The following is a 16,209-nucleotide window of genomic DNA, read 5'->3' as shown; positions in this document are numbered from 1 at the left end:
CTCGTGTTTTTAAAATAGAAACATAAGAACCTCCTTATATTTAAGTCTTATTCTATCACTTTAGTAGGTGTCGCGTCCTTTACAATAATCAAACCATCATAAGCCTTATCAGGCACCATTTCAATCGTATAAAACATCTTTAATAGCTTATACCATGAGCGAAAATCATCACCTATATTTGCCATTTTTTGTTTACTAGATAGGATCTTGGACAATTCTTCCGACTCACGGCTCTTTTCAAAATCAACGTAAAAGGTATTAGACTTAACTTCACTAAATGCATCCACTAAATCATGTTGATTTTTTACGGTAAATGTTTTGCGGTTGCCTGAACCATCGTTCTTTGCCTGAAATTCACTGTTGATAAAGTCAGTCCCTATTGCAAAATACTTTGTTCCATAAACCTCATCTAAGTAATTTCCCATTGATTTATAGCCAGCAGGTGAGGCAGACGTTTTTTCGACATGGCCATTATGTCCTGAGAAAAACACTTTTTCATTTCCTCGTTCTTTTTCATATTTCATAATCCATTGTAAATTCTCAGCTAAATATTGATCACGAAGGTTTGTATAGTTTTCTTCTGATAAAAATAGCTGTGTACGCTGCTTCATATTTTGTGCATAGGCTGTAGCAAACGCAAGCTCGTCAGCAGATGAATGTTCCAAATATTTAGCTTCATTTGCTTGTAAATCTTGAAGAATGTGATCGATCGTTTTATCTACATTTTCTAACTGCTTCGTTGTTAAATCGCGCATCGTTTCATTGGAAACATGCTTCAATTGATCACTATATTTAGTAGCAGCTTCCTTGTCTACAACAGCAAAATAATCTAGTAGGTTCTTTTTACTGTAGTCATAGCGCTGCATATCATTCCCATAAAAACGAATTTTCTCTTCGTCTTGCACCGATTTGTTATAATCATACATCCACTCAACAAGATCAATCATTTGCTGAGTTTTATAAATAGGATAATCAAGGCTATTAACAGCAGCATCTGCGGAGCCTTCTCCATCTAAAATATAATTGTTAATCTGCTGACCGCCTCCGAAATCACCTTCTAAAACAAAGACGCGTACATGTTCATTAATCACCAATGTTTCAAAAACCTGTTGTTTTAACTCCTGAAATTCAACATTCCCATGTGTTGCTTCACCCAGCCCAATCACTTCCACGTCATCTGGAATGTCCATTGTATCTATTGATGAAATATACTCCTCCGCGTGATCTATAGCTTCACCTTTTCCACAACCTGAAATGAAAACAGTAAGTGAAAGAACTGCTATGAGCGAAAAGCAGCTTTTTAAAAATGTCATTTTTTCTCCTCAACTTTCTTGTTTTTGTCTGATCCAAACGTCGAAAAACCAATCTATAAATGTAATGGTACATGACAAAGTTTAAATTAAGGTTAAATCTGGATTATTTGTAGTTAAATCTGGTGGAGAGTGGGTGTGAGCGGTCAAGAATAGGTTTTCATATAAATTTTTAGAAAATTTAAAATAGGTTGTTGACCTATGACATCATATGATGTACTATTACCTTATAGATGATGTTATATGACATCATAACAAAACTTAGAGGTTAGATGGTAAGTAAATCATTCACTACCTAACTAAGTGAAAATTTGAGGGGAGAGGTTAATTTATGAAACAAGAACATGTGGAACAAATTCAAAACGTGATCGAGGCTGTGAAGGGGAAGGATATTAAAAACATTTTCTTTGTGGCATGTGGCGGTTCAATGGCAGCGCTTTCTCTAGGGGATTATTTTGTGACGAAGGATACTAGCATGCCGAGCTTTGTTTATACTTCAAATGAATTTATTCATCGTGCACCGAAAGCATTGGGTGAAAACAGTCTTGTGATACTAAGATCTCATTCTGGTACAACTCCAGAAACAGTTGGAGCTGCTACATATGCAAGAGAACAGGGTGCCTTAACTGTTGCGATTTCAATGGATGTTGAATCTCCTCTTTGTCAGGAATCAGAATATACCGTTCATTACAACTATAAAGATGGCTCAGAGGCCATTGATGGAGAAATAGGAGTATACTACACATTGCTCTTTAAATTACTAAATCAAACTACTGGGGAAGAGAAGTTTCTCCGTGGTGTAGAACAATTATCTAAGCTAGGAGAGTTAATAGAAAGCAACCAAGCAAAGTATAAGGATGTAGCGGATACATTTGGTAAGAAATATAAGCGTGATAAGGTGATTTACACAATGGCAAGTGGAGCATATATCCACCATGCTTATTCCTTCACAAGTTGCTTGCTAATGGAAATGCTGTGGATCCATTCAAACGCTATTCATTCAGGAGAGTATTTCCATGGACCATTTGAAGTAACTGATTTTGATGTCCCATTTTTAGTGGTAGTTGGGGAAGGGCCAAGTACACCGCTTGATCAGCGTGCTCTTGATTTTGTAACGAAATATAGTGAAAAAGTTGAAGTGGTGAATGTGAAAGAGTTTGATTACAGTGGAGTGGACGAAGACCTTAAAGAGTATTTTGGTTCAGCACTAGCGGGTCCTGTTTTACGCTTATATGCTGATGGTTTAGCGGAACATACCGGACATCCATTATCAGTAAGAAGATATATGTGGAAAATGGAGTATTAATCTTCGGAAAAATTGGTTACGAGGGGGAAATAATTTAATGAAAAAGTACCTATGCTTTTTAGTTGTTATTTTAGCCAGCTCTATGTTTTTAGCAGCATGTTCTTCCTCCAATGAAAGCAATGGCGAATCATCTGATGGTGATACAGTAGTAATTGATTTTTTTCATAGATGGCCGAATGAACCTAGAAAATCATTTTATGATGAAAAAATTGCAGAATTTGAAAAGCAGCATCCTAATGTAAAAATTAATGTTGATTCTGTTTTAAATGATTCTTATAAAGAAAAAATTAAAGTCCTCGTTTCAAATGATGATCTTCCCGATGTGTTTACCTCATGGTCAGACACGTTTGCCGCAAATCTAGTAAGCTCCGGACGTATTATGGAGCTAAACGATGTAATGGCAGAGGATACAGAATGGTCAGGTAATATTATCGAGTCTCAGTATGCTGGATTTACGTTTGATGATGTTACGTATGGAATACCGTTTACAGTTGACGGTAAAGCTTTCTTTTATAACAAACAAATTTTTGAAGAAAATAATATAGAGGTACCAGGATCATACGATGAACTGATCGATGCGTTAGATCAATTGAAGAAAGCTGGCTATGAAACACCATTAGTAGAAGGATTAACAAATGGTTGGGCCATTTCTCATTACATGGGCACTATTTTTGATAGAGTCATAGCTAATGATATACTTCTTAAAGATTATAATACCGAGACGGGTGAATATACAGATCCAGGATATATTCGCGGTCTAGAAATCTTTAAAGAGTTGACCACTTACATGGGTGAGGTGTCAACGGCTATTGATCATGAAGCAGCTCGAAATATGTTTGCTGCTGGTGAAGTTCCAGTATTGTATATGCAATTTGCAGAGGTTGGATATGTACAAGATGCTGGAGATGTGGAGTTTGGCTTCTTTAATTTCCCTGAGGTTGAAGATGGGGATGGAAGACCTAAATCCCTTACTGGTGCACCAGAAGGCTGGATGCTAAGTAAAAATGCTCCACCTGAAGCCGTAGAGTTCTTGAAATTCCTCACATCAGAGGAAACGGCTAAAGAATTTACGAAAGCAGATGGTCAACTGAACGCAATTAAAGGCGGGGTAACAGAAGAAACATCCAACCCAACAAGTCTAGAAGCCTATCAAATTATACTAGATGCATCAGATGCGACCCCTTGGTTTGATAATGCGGTTGATATATCCATTGCAGATGTTTTCATGCGTGGTGGTCAAGAATTAGCAACCGATCAAACAACACCTGAAGAGATTATGGCAAAAGTACAAGAAGCAGCTGCTAAATTACGTAACCAATAAGAAGTAGAATTGCCCTAACTAAGATATTGAAAAGGTTAGGGCGATTCTTCAAAAGAAGGGTGGGGGATTGTAATGAAGATAAAAAGGGTAAAAATAACTCCAATTCTATTCATGTTACCAACTGTTTTATTTTTAGGACTATTTATTTACATACCACTTATTCAAAACTTCTATAATAGTTTTTTTGAATTTAGTGTTTTTTCACAAACGAAAGAGTTTGTTGGTTTGAGTAAATTCAAACAATTATTTGCTGATGGAGTAGCTCTCACTGCATTAAACAACAATGTTAAATATGCAATTATTTCTGTGATACTTCAAGTGTTCTTCGCTTTAGTGCTAGCTGCTATTTTAGAGGATAAGTTTTTTAGACGATTTGCGCAAGTCTTCCGAGTGATTTATTTTATGCCAGTTATGATTTCAATCTCAGTTATTGCCTTATTATTTGGATTTGTCTATAATCCTCAAATTGGATTATTAAATAGCTTCCTTGAGCTCATTGGATTAGAGCAGTTTGCCAAGCCTTGGCTAGGTAATTCAACAACGGCTATCTATAGTGTGATCGCCATGTCTCAATGGCAAAGTATAGGGCTAATTACGATGTTATTTATCGTTTCCATTCAGAAAATTCCGAAGGATCTGTATGAAGCTGCAGAGATCGATGGTGCTGGGAAAATACGAAGATTCTTTAGTGTAACAGTACCACAGGTGAAGGAAGCTACTTTTGTTAATCTATTAGTAACTGTGACGGGCTCTATTCTAGTATTTAATGAACCTTATATTCTCACAAATGGTGGGCCAGGAAATAGCTCTATGACTTTAGCGATTCACATGTATCAAACAGGCTTTGTTAAAGATGACATGGGCTATGCATCAACATTAGCATCCCTAATCTTCTTATTATCTGCTGTATTTGCGCTTATCCAAATCAAAGTCTCGAAAACAGGGAAGGAGGAATGAAGTACATGATCAAAACAAATGTAAAGAAGTCCACATTCCCTAGTACCGTTCCTACAAATAAAATAAAAATCCCAATTCAAACTCGTATCACCAAAAATATTGTCTTTCTCGGTTTGCTGTGCTTTGCTATTATCATTCTATATCCACTTTTTTGGATGTTTATCTCATCATTTAAAAGCTATCAGGAAATTTATAGTAATGTTTGGGCTTTGCCAACCGAATGGAAGGTTGAAAACTATTCTCTTGCATGGTCAAAAGGAATTTCGAGCTATTTTATCAACAGTGTATATGTCACATTATCAACGATTATTCTAACGGTCCTAATCGGAGCAATGGCTGCGTTCGTACTATCCCGATATAAAAATCGCTGGATTGACGCCGCACTCCTTTTTACAATTGGTGGGTTAATGATGAATCCACAGGTTGCTTTAATCCCTTTATTTGAAATTTTAACGATCACAAACTTGATTGATACACATTGGGCACTCATTCTGACTTATGTGGCCTATCGATTACCTTTAACGATTATCTTGATTCGGGCTTTCTTTTTAACAGTACCAAAAGAGTTATCGGAATCAGCGTTGATGGATGGCTGTACGGAATTCGGTATTTTTTGGCGTATTTACTTGCCGATTTCACTACCTATTGTTGTTACATCTGTTATTTTAACTGCCTATTTCGCTTGGAATGAATTTTTATTTGCAACCGTTTTCATAAACTCCAGTGAATTAAAAACAATTCCATCAGGTTTAATGGTCTTTCGAGATGCTCTTCGTACAGATTGGGGAGTATTGCTATCAGGAATGGTTATTGCAACAGTACCAATGATTGTTTTACTTATATTCTTACAAAAATACTTGGTTAGAGGTCTTGCAGAAGGCTCTGTGAAAGGATGATGCTTTATGAAATTAATCACAATTGGTGATAACGTAGTGGATTGCTATTTAGATCAACATAACTATTATCCTGGAGGGAATTGTGTCAATGTTGCAGTCAATGCGAAACGGAATGGAGCAAGTGAAGTTTCGTATATTGGGATATTTGGGAACGATGAGCAGGCTGAACATATTAAGTATGTACTTCGGCAAGAAGGGGTGGATTATCAATATTCACGTGACGTCATTGGTATCACTGGCCAGCCGCAGGTTACTTTGACTGAAGATCATGACCGTGTATTTGTAGGAGGACCTAAAAATACCGTCCAGCATAAATTCAAAATTCAGCTCATTCAAGAAGAACTGGATTATATTAAAAATTTCGATTTAAGCCATGTGAGCTGCTATTCCTCGATGGAAAGTGAATTGGCTAAATTATCAAAAGAAGCAAAGGTTTCGTATGACTTTTCGAATAGAAAGGACCTACCTTATATTGAGTCGATTTCTCCGTATATTTCGTATGCATTTTTCTCAGCTGCTGAGCTCTCAGATGAAGAGTTGGAAAAGTTCATTAACGATTTACGTTCTTTTCAATTTGAAATCATTGGCTTGACTAGAGGGGGGAAGCCAGCAATTTTTATAAAAAATGGCGAGATGTATGAGCAAAAGTTAAAGAAAATTGATGTGGTGGACACAATGGGTGCAGGTGATAGCTTAATCGCAGGCTTTTTAACGGCTTATATGAATGGTGATGAGATAGAGGCTGCCATTGAGAAAGGAACAAAGTCCGCTGAGAAGACTTGCCAGGAATACGGTGGATTCGGTTACCCGAAAGAAATGCAAAAAGTTTAATGTGCCTAAAGGTTATTGTATAATTAATGGTAACGTTAAACATATAGGAGCGAGCTTAATGAGTAACCGCGATTCAATTCAAAATTATTTATATGAAGAAATCATGACGGGAATCAAACAATATATTGAAACTAATCGGCTAAATCAGGGTGACCAAATTCCGACTGAAGCTGAGTTATGTGAAATTTTTCAGGCTAGTAGAATATCGATACGTCGTGCCATAAAAGAATTAGTAGACGAAGGTGTTCTTCAGATTATTCGGGGAAAAGGTACATTTGTGAATACATTTCGTAAAGAAATTCACCTTTTACATTTTCAAGGATACACCGAAGGCTTGACGACAAAAAGTGAATTTATTACAAAAGATATTCTTTCAATGGAGAAAATAAAAGGAACAGCCCATATTAATAATAAATTTAATAATCAATTTGACGAGTACATTGAACTAGTCAGAAAAGTTTATCGAAATAACCAAATTTTAAGCTTGGATTATGCTTACTTTCCAACAGAGCTTTATCCCGAAATAGAAAACAAAATCACAGCAGAAAGTTCAACCTTTAGGATTATTAATGACGAGTATGGAATAAATTTTAGTAAGGTTTGTAAAGACCTTGAATTTGTCCATCCAACAGAAGAGGTACAAAAGCATTTAGAGGTTAATAGAATGACCCCAATCATTTTAGTAGATAAAATCATTTATAATGAAAAATCAATCCCTGTTCATTACTCAAACTACCATTTAATCGCAGATCGGGTGAAGCTACGACTAGAAACAGATTACTAAATGCGATAAAAATATACGTAAAGGAAATGATTCCATGTATAAAGCAGTTGTGTTTGACTTTGATGGGTTGATTTTTGATACCGAATCTGTTCATACAACGATTTATAAAGAAATGTTTGAGTTGCATAACGTAGAATTTCCATTTCAGTCATGGATACAACATATCGGAACAAAATCTAATGTCTCAATATATGACCTTCTAGAAAAGGAAATCGAACAAATTGATCGAGAGCAGCTCAAAAAAATGAATAAAGAAAAGCTGGAAACAAGGCTGAATTCTTTAGAGGTACGACCAGGTGTTGAGGATTTCCTAAAGGAAGCACAAGCGATGAACCTAAAAATTGGTCTTGCTTCAAGCTCTGATTATAAATGGGTTTCAAGCCATTTAGATCGATTAGGCTTACTACATTATTTTGAATGTATCATGACGTCTGATGATGTTGCTGAAGTGAAACCCCATCCAGAGCTTTACCTGTTAGCAGCTAAAAAGCTAGGAGTTGAACCTGAATTTTGTATTGCTTTCGAGGATTCAGCCAATGGTTCTCTCGCCGCAAAACGAGCAGGTTTAACCTGTGTGATTGTTCCGAATGACACCACGAAGCATTTAACATTTCCTGAGGTTGATTATCGACTATCCTCAATGGCAGATTGTGGATTGGTGGAGCTTGTTGGGAAATTAAGTGATCGGAAGGTTTAGTTTACTAGAGTTTGTAGAGGTTATCGTTGGTTGAAAGCGTTGTTAAGTGGTTGAGTACATCTGTATATGTTTATAAGAAAGGGGCGTGAGAATTTTATTTCATGCTTCTTTTTATTTCTTACCAATTAGCTGTGCAGACCTTCTAGTTTTGCCTTAATTAAGTAACCGATCGTTTAAATAAACGGATTTTCTCCGGTTAGACGAGGAATTGAACCCGATTTGGGAGATATAAGCGGAATTTTTCCGGTTAAGCAGTGTAAAATGGTCCATTTTCTTCTTTTTTGATAAAATAGACGGTATTTTTCCGTCTATTTTATCTATTTTCCGTAATATTTCATTATTAAGAGGAATTTTTCCGGTTATTTTAGTAGCTTATTTCTGGCGATTCTTGAAGATTTGGAAATAGATTAATCATCTATTGCGTTAAAAATAAAATATAAATCGAACAAGCGTTCTTTTTTTATATTATAATAGAATGGCAATAGATAGGTAACTCAAGGGTGGTCAGCATTACCCCGTATGGAAAGGGGGTGATGCTTATGTTGACAGTATTTCAAACATTAATGCTAATGATAGCATTTGCAAGTTTGGTGTTGTCGATCATATCTTTTAGAGACAAAAAATAACCCACCCTTGAGCACGGCAACGCGATAGGGTGAGTTATTTCCAAATCCGCTGATCCCCTTGTAGGGAACCTAGCTATTGTATGGACTGTTTGGTGTTACAGCACTGAACAGTCTTTTTTATATTATGTTTTCTCTACTACTATTATAACCAAGGTATAAATGTTTGAAAAGAAATGAATAGAAAGAATTTGTTTTATTCTAGCAATTTTAAGTACCAGGGGGTGGGAGTTGAAGTCAGAGAGACGGTTAAATAAAGCAGATTTTCTTGATTTTCCTTAATTGGGTAACCGATCGTTTAAATAAACGGAGTTTTTCCGGTTAAACGAAGAATAAAGCTTGGTTTTGGGGGATATAAGCGGAATTTTTCCGATTAAGCAAAGTAAAATGATCCATTTTCTTCTTTTTCGATGAAATAGGCGGAATCTTTCCGTTTATTTCATCTTTTTTTCGTGGTATTTCCTTATTAAGAGGAATTTCTCCGCTTATCATAGTAGCTTATTTTTCTGTTGATTCTTGAAGATTTGGAAATGGATTAAGCGGGTGCTTACACATATGTCTCCAAGCATTTTTCTTTGCTGATTTACTTGCAAAATTGCTTTTTAATCCTAAAGCGTACCGTTAAATGATTAGTTGAAAAAAGATACAGTTAATACGGTTCCTTCAGAAATGGCGCACATACACTACGCTACCAGGCTTCGGTGATACATGCGGCAACCTTATTAAGAAAACACAGCAGTAATATGAACAACATGGGAAACAGATGAACTTTATTTCCCATGCTGCCAATATCAGCATAGGGTCTTGCATAATACTCCGTATATATTTAAGGCTTAAACAAGTTAAAAACCTTCTAGGACGATTTTTCCAATCGTTTTTCCTTCCTCTAACATAGCATGTCCTTTTCTTACATTTTCCGCATTTATTGGAGAAAGAACTTCATTCACTGTTGTTTTAAGTATGCCAGAGTCAATCAAATCTGAGATTTTATTTAAAATTTCATGTTGTTTCATCATATCGGGAGTTTGAAACATGGCTCGAGTAAACATAAGTTCCCATACAAACGTAACACTTTTATTAAATAGAGGATATAAGTTCAATTTCTCATCAGTCTCATATATGGAGCAAATTTTCCCTTGAGGTTTAATCGCTTTGGCCATATTATCCCAATGCATGTCGGTACGGTTCAGGCACAAGATATAGTCAACATGTTCCAATGCAATTTGTTTTAGTTGAGGGACAAACTCCTCGTAATGGTTAATAACATGATCAGCACCACGTTCTTTTATCCAATCCGTTGACTCTGGCCGGGAAGCTGTTCCTATGACGGTCAGACCAGCCCTTTTTGCCAATTGAATCGCTATTGAACCAACTCCTCCAGCGGCTCCAATAATTAATAGATTTGTTTTCTCGTTTCCAGTCTCTGGTATACCTAATCGGTCAAATAAGGCTTCCCAAGCAGTAAGAGATGTAAGTGGTAATGCAGCTGCTTCTGGAAATGATAAAGTTTTCGGTTTACGTCCGACTATTCGTTCATCGACAAGATGATACTCACTGTTGGCTCCTTGTCGAGTAATGCTACCTGCATAAAAAACATGATCACCTTTCTTAAACAATGTAGTTTTGGGCCCAGTTTCTTCCACAATACCAGCAACATCCCAGCCAAGTATTTTCGGTTGCTCTTCCACACGATCCTTTGGGCTTCTTACCTTTGTGTCAACAGGATTCACCGAAATAGACTGAACACGTACTAAAAGATCATGGTCTTGTGGTGTTGGCTTTGGTATTTCAAGATCTAATAAGCTTTCTGGATCAGTAATTGGGAGATAACGATGTAATCCCACTGCTTTCATCTTTGTCATATGGTTTACTCCTTCAAAATAATTTATCGAATAGATTTCTATAAACCACAAATTAGTATTCACTTGAGTTGGTATTATATGTAGATTTCTTAAACTCTTAGATTTTCCTCAAGTCTTCAAAAATCTAGAAGGAAGGATGTTGCTTCGGGAATAGTCCAAATCTGGTACGTAATTTGTGTTTGAATCAATACAGGATGGATATATTCGGCAGTCTAAATTGAAGAACGAATGTTGTTTTCCAAAGTGTAGTATGTGAACGCAACCTTCAACTAAGTCATCTTAATTTAAATCAGCTATTTTTCTTGTTATGATATTAATTATTATGTTCTACCCTTTTTGGATGGGGTACATACTATACTAGGCAAACATATCTAAGCCATTCCAACTAGTAAATTAAAAAGAAAGAAGATGTTATACAATGGCAATAAATAGACCGAAAAAATCAATTAACGAAATATCCTTTTCCGTCCTTGATCTTGCATCCATTGTGCAAGGGGGGACGCCTAGTCTATCCTTTCAACATTCGGTAGAGTTAGCACAGTTAACGGAAAAGCTAGGCTATAAACGGTACTGGTTAGCAGAGCACCATAATATGCCTGGCATAGCAAGCTCTGCAACATCTGTCGTCATCGGCCATGTTGCGGCGCATACTTCTACTATTCGGGTAGGATCCGGCGGAATCATGCTTCCAAACCATTCGCCACTGGTGATCGCGGAGCAATTTGGAACCCTCGAAGCGATGTTTCCAGGCCGAATTGATTTAGGATTAGGGCGTGCACCGGGAACAGACCAACGAACAGCCCATGCTATTCGTGGAGCAAACTACACCAATGGCGATGATTTCCCAGAACAATTAGAACAACTACAAGCCTATTTTCAAGGTACTGGACCGGTACGAGCAATCCCTGGTGAAGGAGCAAATATCCCTATTTGGTTGTTAGGTTCTAGCGGCTTCAGTGCCAGATTATCAGCACAGCTCGGGATGCCATTTGCTTTTGCCAGTCATTTTTCACCTGAAAACACATTACCAGCTCTAAAATTGTATTACGATAATTTCCAGCCGTCGGAGGAGTATAAAGAGCCTTACGCAATGGTAGCCGTAAACGTGATAGCAGCAGATACGGATGAGGAAGCAGAATTGCTAGCCACTTCCATCAAACAAAGCTTCCTGAACATGATAAGGAACACACCATCAAAGCTACAACCACCAGTAGAGAGTTTAGATGAGCTCATGAGCCCATATGAAAAGGCAATTTTAGAAAAACAATTAAGCTCCACGATCATTGGGAGTCCTAACAACGTAAAGAAAAAGCTGCAATCCTTCTTAGATGAGACGAAGGCAGATGAGATAATGGTCAGCACAATGGTCTATGACCACAAAGCTCGACTATACTCCCACCAGCTTGTGGCAGAGATAATGGGGTAGAGGACACTTAAAAAACAAACAGCCATTTTGCTAATAATAAAACGAAAAGCTAACAAATGTTCTACAGTGTAATAGAATCGCAATAGATAGGTACTCAAGGGTGGTCAGCGTTACCCCGTACGAAAGGGGGTGATGCTTATGATGACAGTATTTCAAACGTTAATGCTTATGATAGCATTTGCAAGTTTGGTGTTGTCGATCATATCTTTTAGAGACAAAAAATAACCCACCCTTGAGCATGACAACGCGATAAGGTGAGTTATTTTTCCAACCCGCTGACCCCCTTGTAGGGGACCTAGCTATTGTATGGCTGTTTGGTGTTCGAGCACCGAACAGTCTTTTTTAGTTTATGATTTCTCTATTACTATTATAACTAAAGACTTGAAGTTTGAAAAGCGAGCAATCTTGGTGAAAATTCACCCTTAATTACATAATAGAACCACTACTAAATATAAAAATGCGTAAACCTTTAACTAAGTAAAGTTGGATATTCATTTTTTAGAATGTAGAGTTATTAATTCGTAGGTCGTTAGATCCTTTCATTACTATATAGGAATTTTGAAGTTTGAATTCCTACACAATAAGGGTTATTAATTTTCTGAATATTATGTACAATCTTTGTGTGGTGATAACTTTTAAGAGGAGGTAAATAAAAGCTATATAACCCTAAAAGGATTATAAACTGCTTTACAAGCGAAGATGAAAGGAGAAAATATATGAAAAAGAAAAAAAGCTTTTCCATTCTACTCACAGTAGCTCTTGTCATTATGTCGTTAATTCCTTCTAGTGTGTTTCCTGAAAGTGTAAGCGCTTCAAAAGTAAGTGCACCCCATAAAGAAGAAAATACAAACAAACCTACAACTAAAGGTGGGGCAAAAGATGAAATTCCCCAGCTTGCTCCAGCACAGCCAGGCAAGCTGGAGATGTGTGTGGATTTAGTAGAAACATTTAGTTTTAATAATACCACTATCACATCGGCAGAGCTTGTTGCTGAGGGAACACTGTCCAATGCCGGTAAGCCTGTAGGCGAGCATTGTCTCATCAAGGGAAAAATGAACGAGCGAGAGAGCCCTGTAGACGGTCAGACGTATGCGATCGGTTTTGAAATGCGGCTTCCAGTTGAATGGGCGGGACGGTTCCTCTATCAAGCAAATGGTGGAGCGGATGGCAACGTCGTAACAGCAGTTGGAAGTTTAGGAGGCGGCCCGCTGGAAAACGGACTGCAAAAGGGCTTTGCTGTTATTAGTTCGGATGCAGGTCACACTTCAGCTCAGAACGTTGGTTTCGGATTTGATCCGCAGGCACGTCTTGACTTCGGTTACCAAGCAGTCGGAACACTTACACCTATGGCTAAGAGCTTGATCGAAGCTGCTTACGGACGCAAGCCTGATCGCTCATATATTGCCGGGGGGTCAAATGGCGGTCGTCACACTATGGTGGCTGCTTCACGCTATGCAGATCAGTACGATGGCTTTTTAGCCATCGCGCCAGGATTTAACTTGCCCCAGTCTGCGGTAGCCCAGTTGTGGGGAGTTCAGCAATGGGCAAAGGTTGCAACCGACATTAACAACTTGGAGACAGCACTACCTTTAGCCGAACGTCAAGTTATTGCTGAGGCGATTTTAGACCGCTGTGATGGTCTGGATCGGCTAAACGACGGAATCGTACAGGACACTGAGCGTTGTCAGAAGGTCTTCAGCGTTGAGCGAGACGTACCTACTTGTGACTTGGATCGGGACGGCACCTGCTTAACGGAAGAACAGAAGCAAGTCGTGAAGGATGTTTTTGCGGGAGCTCGTACTAACTCAGGAGAACAGATCTACACTTCTTTCCCATTTGATCCGGGACTTGTCCATAATGGGTGGGGCTTATGGAAGTTCAGAATTTCGGTTGCACTCGATCCAGGAACTGTTAGCCACATTTTCCTATCGCCCCCTGAAGGGGTTAATGGAAAAACGCCACCGGAATATGCTCTAAGCTTTGATGTGGACAATAAGTGGCAACTTATCTATGAGTCTAACGATTTGTATACAGAGAGTGCCATGGAATTCATGACGCCTCCTGACCCAACGAATTTGGACACCCTTCGCAATTCAGGAGCTAAAATGATCGTGGCACACGGTTCATCAGACGGTATCTTCTCCTCTGATGACACAAGGCGCTGGTACAAGGAACTCGACGCGAACTACCGAAACAAAGCCGATGAGTTCGTCAGATATTTTGAGGTCCCTGGCATGGGGCATGTCAGTGGCGGTCCTGCCACCGACCAGTTTGATGGCCTGGGCGCTTTAATCGATTGGGTTGAATATGGCAAGGCACCGGATCGTATTATAGCGACAGCTCGCGGTGAGGGAAATCCAGGTGGCGTTAACCCTGAGGTACCTTCCACATGGGCACCGGATCGTTCACGTCCACTATGCGCTTATCCATTAGTGGCACGCTATAAAAAAGGCGACCCGGAAGCAGCAAGCAGTTTCGAGTGCAAACCGAGTTCAGGAGGACCTGGTCTGAGCCGATAGTCCTTTCAGTACAGATGATAATATGCTAGTAAATCCCCTACGGGTAGACATGATAAAAAAGAGAGCATGAGATTATGTTCTTAAAAGTCTATCTTTAGGGGATTTTTCATTGGCAAAAAAGAGTTAACCTTTTAAAATATCATATGAGTTTAAAATCACATCATTTAAAAATACATAAACCAAGCATAAGTCTTCTTCAGGAGTGTTATCTGTCTGCCCTTTACCCAAAACAATTTTTCTATCCTTAGCTCTGTAAAGTGATGTGGACTATTGTAAAAATAATAAACACCAAGTCAATTGTTGTACAGTACAACCATACTGATCAGGGTTAGGATATCAAGGACCAAGTAAAATCCAAAATTTTATAAAAACATAACAAACTTACTTTATTTGACAGACAAACTAAGTAAAATCTATTATAATATAAGAATAGGAAACAAGCAGCAGGATCGTTATCATCAAGAAATGAAAACCCTTTCTTGTGTTATCTTTTTTAGAAAGGAAGGATGAACCACCTTATTATTTTATCTTCATCCATGAGAAAACTGTTAAAACCAAAGGCTCTCAATAGTGGGAAGAAGGTAAACACATGTTAGAAAAAGATAAGCTTTATTCTTTTGGATTTGTCCATATTTAAAGGAGGAAGTACTTTGACGAATTATAAGGTGTTAACTCAAGAGCAAGTCAATCAGTTCATCGAATTAGGTTGGGTAAAGGTTGAACAAGCATTTTCTAAAGAGGTGGCGTTAGAAGCTCAAAGTATAGTATGGGAGAATGTTGAAAAACGAGGAGTTCTAAAGGATGATAGTTCAACTTGGACTGAAGAAATGGTCCAATTAAATGAAACCTATGAACATGATGAATTCCAGAAATGTAATACAACAAGATTAGCAGATGCCATTGAGGATCTTGTTGGTGAGGGGCGATGGGCGAATAGGACAGTATATGGTGAAAGTGATAAGAAGGTTGGCTATGGATGGTGGCCAGTTAATTTTTCTCAAGGTGCTAACAAACCATGGAGCGTACCGACTACTGGATGGCATTGGGATGGTATTCATTTTCGCCATTATATTGACAGTCCTGAACAAGGCCTACTTTGCTTAAATTTATTCTCTGAAATAGGAAAACAAGGTGGGGGCACACTTGTGGCAGAAGGTTCACATAAAGTAATAGCAAAATTTCTTTCCAAGCAACCTGACGGAATTGAGCTTGAAGAGGGCATTCGTGCTTTGAATAAGCAGCACCCGTGGTTTTCCGAATTAACTGCCTCTAATCAAAAGGATGACACAACGAATAATGAACAAGATCGGATCGAGAAATTTATGGAAAATCCTTATGTTGATGAAGATGGTATCAAGCTTCGTGTGATTGAAACCACCGGAAACCCTGGAGATGTGATTTTATGCCACCCGTTTTTATATCATGCTGCCTCACAGAATCATTCAGGCGTTCCTCGATTCATGTGTAATCGGACTACTCCACTAACTGAGAGAATCAACTTAAACCGTCCAGATGGGAACTATTCACCATTGGAGTGGAGTATTAAATCGGTACTACATAAAGAAGCTACAATATAACAGACTATTAATAGAGGAGCTGCAAGTATTTAGCAGCTCCTCTATTTCTTTTAGGTTCATTAATTCTTATTCTAAAAAGATTATTATCTTTTAAAATATT

At 38.1% G+C, this 16,209-nt stretch carries 14 protein-coding genes; 12 read left to right on the top strand and 2 right to left on the bottom strand.

The genetic code is table 11. From position 1 onward, the window contains the following. Positions 1-47: 47 nt before the first annotated feature. A complete protein-coding gene (locus D9842_RS06930; protein ID WP_121661892.1) occupies positions 48-1,313 on the bottom strand; it encodes an erythromycin esterase family protein in 1,266 nt (421 codons plus the stop codon). A 328-nt stretch (positions 1,314-1,641) separates the two neighbouring features. On the opposite strand from D9842_RS06930, the gene D9842_RS06925 reads away from it, so the two are divergent. The 8 genes from D9842_RS06925 to D9842_RS26630 all read left to right on the top strand — a co-directional run bounded on the left by D9842_RS06925 (position 1,642) and on the right by D9842_RS26630 (position 8,728). Continuing rightward, positions 1,642-2,616, top strand: coding sequence for an SIS domain-containing protein (locus tag D9842_RS06925; protein ID WP_121661891.1), 975 nt, complete (start codon positions 1,642-1,644; stop codon positions 2,614-2,616). A 37-nt stretch (positions 2,617-2,653) separates the two neighbouring features. Continuing rightward, positions 2,654-3,937 carry an ABC transporter substrate-binding protein gene (locus tag D9842_RS06920; protein WP_121661890.1) on the top strand — a complete coding sequence of 428 codons (1,284 nt, stop codon included), beginning with the start codon at positions 2,654-2,656 and terminating at the stop codon, positions 3,935-3,937. Positions 3,938-4,009: 72 nt separating this feature from the next. Beyond that, on the top strand, positions 4,010-4,894 hold the full coding sequence (locus D9842_RS06915; protein ID WP_121661889.1) for a carbohydrate ABC transporter permease: 885 nt from the start codon (positions 4,010-4,012) through the stop codon (positions 4,892-4,894). 5 nt (positions 4,895-4,899) lie between these two features. Continuing rightward, on the top strand, positions 4,900-5,790 hold the full coding sequence (locus D9842_RS06910; RefSeq protein WP_121661888.1) for a carbohydrate ABC transporter permease: 891 nt from the start codon (positions 4,900-4,902) through the stop codon (positions 5,788-5,790). Between the two features lie 6 nt (positions 5,791-5,796). Beyond that, positions 5,797-6,621 (top strand): PfkB family carbohydrate kinase, encoded by an 825-nt coding sequence (locus D9842_RS06905; RefSeq protein ID WP_121661887.1) that lies wholly within the window; start codon positions 5,797-5,799, stop codon positions 6,619-6,621. 58 nt (positions 6,622-6,679) lie between these two features. Further along, a complete protein-coding gene (locus D9842_RS06900) occupies positions 6,680-7,405 on the top strand; it encodes a GntR family transcriptional regulator (RefSeq protein ID WP_121661886.1) in 726 nt (241 codons plus the stop codon). A gap of 34 nt (positions 7,406-7,439) precedes the next feature. Next, the gene (locus D9842_RS06895; protein ID WP_121661885.1) at positions 7,440-8,102 is read left to right on the top strand and encodes an HAD family hydrolase; all 663 of its coding nucleotides are present in this window, start codon (positions 7,440-7,442) and stop codon (positions 8,100-8,102) included. A 533-nt stretch (positions 8,103-8,635) separates the two neighbouring features. Further along, positions 8,636-8,728, top strand: coding sequence for a putative holin-like toxin (locus tag D9842_RS26630; protein ID WP_353056958.1), 93 nt, complete (start codon positions 8,636-8,638; stop codon positions 8,726-8,728). Between the two features lie 839 nt (positions 8,729-9,567). Here the strand turns inward: D9842_RS26630 and D9842_RS06890 are convergent. After that, the gene (locus tag D9842_RS06890; protein ID WP_121661884.1) at positions 9,568-10,587 is read right to left on the bottom strand and encodes a zinc-binding alcohol dehydrogenase family protein; all 1,020 of its coding nucleotides are present in this window, start codon (positions 10,585-10,587) and stop codon (positions 9,568-9,570) included. 418 nt (positions 10,588-11,005) lie between these two features. Here D9842_RS06890 and D9842_RS06885 point away from each other — a divergent pair, with 418 nt between their 5' ends. The 4 genes from D9842_RS06885 (at position 11,006) to D9842_RS06875 (ending at position 16,109) form a co-directional block, all read left to right on the top strand. Continuing rightward, entirely contained in the window at positions 11,006-12,013 is a 1,008-nt protein-coding gene (locus D9842_RS06885; RefSeq protein ID WP_121661883.1) for an LLM class flavin-dependent oxidoreductase, read from the top strand. Between the two features lie 132 nt (positions 12,014-12,145). Continuing rightward, positions 12,146-12,238: a putative holin-like toxin gene (locus D9842_RS26625; protein WP_353579933.1), complete on the top strand. Its 93-nt coding sequence runs from the start codon at positions 12,146-12,148 to the stop codon at positions 12,236-12,238. Positions 12,239-12,729: 491 nt separating this feature from the next. Continuing rightward, positions 12,730-14,532 (top strand): tannase/feruloyl esterase family alpha/beta hydrolase, encoded by a 1,803-nt coding sequence (locus D9842_RS06880; protein ID WP_218975602.1) that lies wholly within the window; start codon positions 12,730-12,732, stop codon positions 14,530-14,532. Between the two features lie 650 nt (positions 14,533-15,182). Beyond that, positions 15,183-16,109 (top strand): phytanoyl-CoA dioxygenase family protein, encoded by a 927-nt coding sequence (locus D9842_RS06875; RefSeq protein WP_162987340.1) that lies wholly within the window; start codon positions 15,183-15,185, stop codon positions 16,107-16,109. Positions 16,110-16,209: the final 100 nt, after the last annotated feature.

The organism is Metabacillus litoralis, assembly GCF_003667825.1.
Classification (GTDB): Bacteria; Bacillota; Bacilli; order Bacillales; family Bacillaceae; genus Metabacillus; species Metabacillus litoralis_B.
This window is presented reverse-complemented; position numbering and strand designations above follow the sequence as displayed.

What these genes read in the sequence shown, in the direction of transcription:
- D9842_RS06885 (WP_121661883.1), top strand. Translation starts at nt 11,006, where the DNA reads ATGGCAATAAATAGACCGAAAAAATCAATTAACGAAATATCCTTTTCC.
- D9842_RS06920 (WP_121661890.1), top strand. Translation starts at nt 2,654, where the DNA reads ATGAAAAAGTACCTATGCTTTTTAGTTGTTATTTTAGCCAGCTCTATG.
- D9842_RS06915 (WP_121661889.1), top strand. Translation starts at nt 4,010, where the DNA reads ATGAAGATAAAAAGGGTAAAAATAACTCCAATTCTATTCATGTTACCA.
- D9842_RS26625 (WP_353579933.1), top strand. Translation starts at nt 12,146, where the DNA reads ATGCTTATGATGACAGTATTTCAAACGTTAATGCTTATGATAGCATTT.
- D9842_RS06890 (WP_121661884.1), bottom strand. Translation starts at nt 10,587, where the DNA reads ATGACAAAGATGAAAGCAGTGGGATTACATCGTTATCTCCCAATTACT.
- D9842_RS26630 (WP_353056958.1), top strand. Translation starts at nt 8,636, where the DNA reads ATGCTTATGTTGACAGTATTTCAAACATTAATGCTAATGATAGCATTT.
- D9842_RS06910 (WP_121661888.1), top strand. Translation starts at nt 4,900, where the DNA reads ATGATCAAAACAAATGTAAAGAAGTCCACATTCCCTAGTACCGTTCCT.
- D9842_RS06905 (WP_121661887.1), top strand. Translation starts at nt 5,797, where the DNA reads ATGAAATTAATCACAATTGGTGATAACGTAGTGGATTGCTATTTAGAT.
- D9842_RS06880 (WP_218975602.1), top strand. Translation starts at nt 12,730, where the DNA reads ATGAAAAAGAAAAAAAGCTTTTCCATTCTACTCACAGTAGCTCTTGTC.
- D9842_RS06895 (WP_121661885.1), top strand. Translation starts at nt 7,440, where the DNA reads ATGTATAAAGCAGTTGTGTTTGACTTTGATGGGTTGATTTTTGATACC.
- D9842_RS06900 (WP_121661886.1), top strand. Translation starts at nt 6,680, where the DNA reads ATGAGTAACCGCGATTCAATTCAAAATTATTTATATGAAGAAATCATG.
- D9842_RS06930 (WP_121661892.1), bottom strand. Translation starts at nt 1,313, where the DNA reads ATGACATTTTTAAAAAGCTGCTTTTCGCTCATAGCAGTTCTTTCACTT.
- D9842_RS06925 (WP_121661891.1), top strand. Translation starts at nt 1,642, where the DNA reads ATGAAACAAGAACATGTGGAACAAATTCAAAACGTGATCGAGGCTGTG.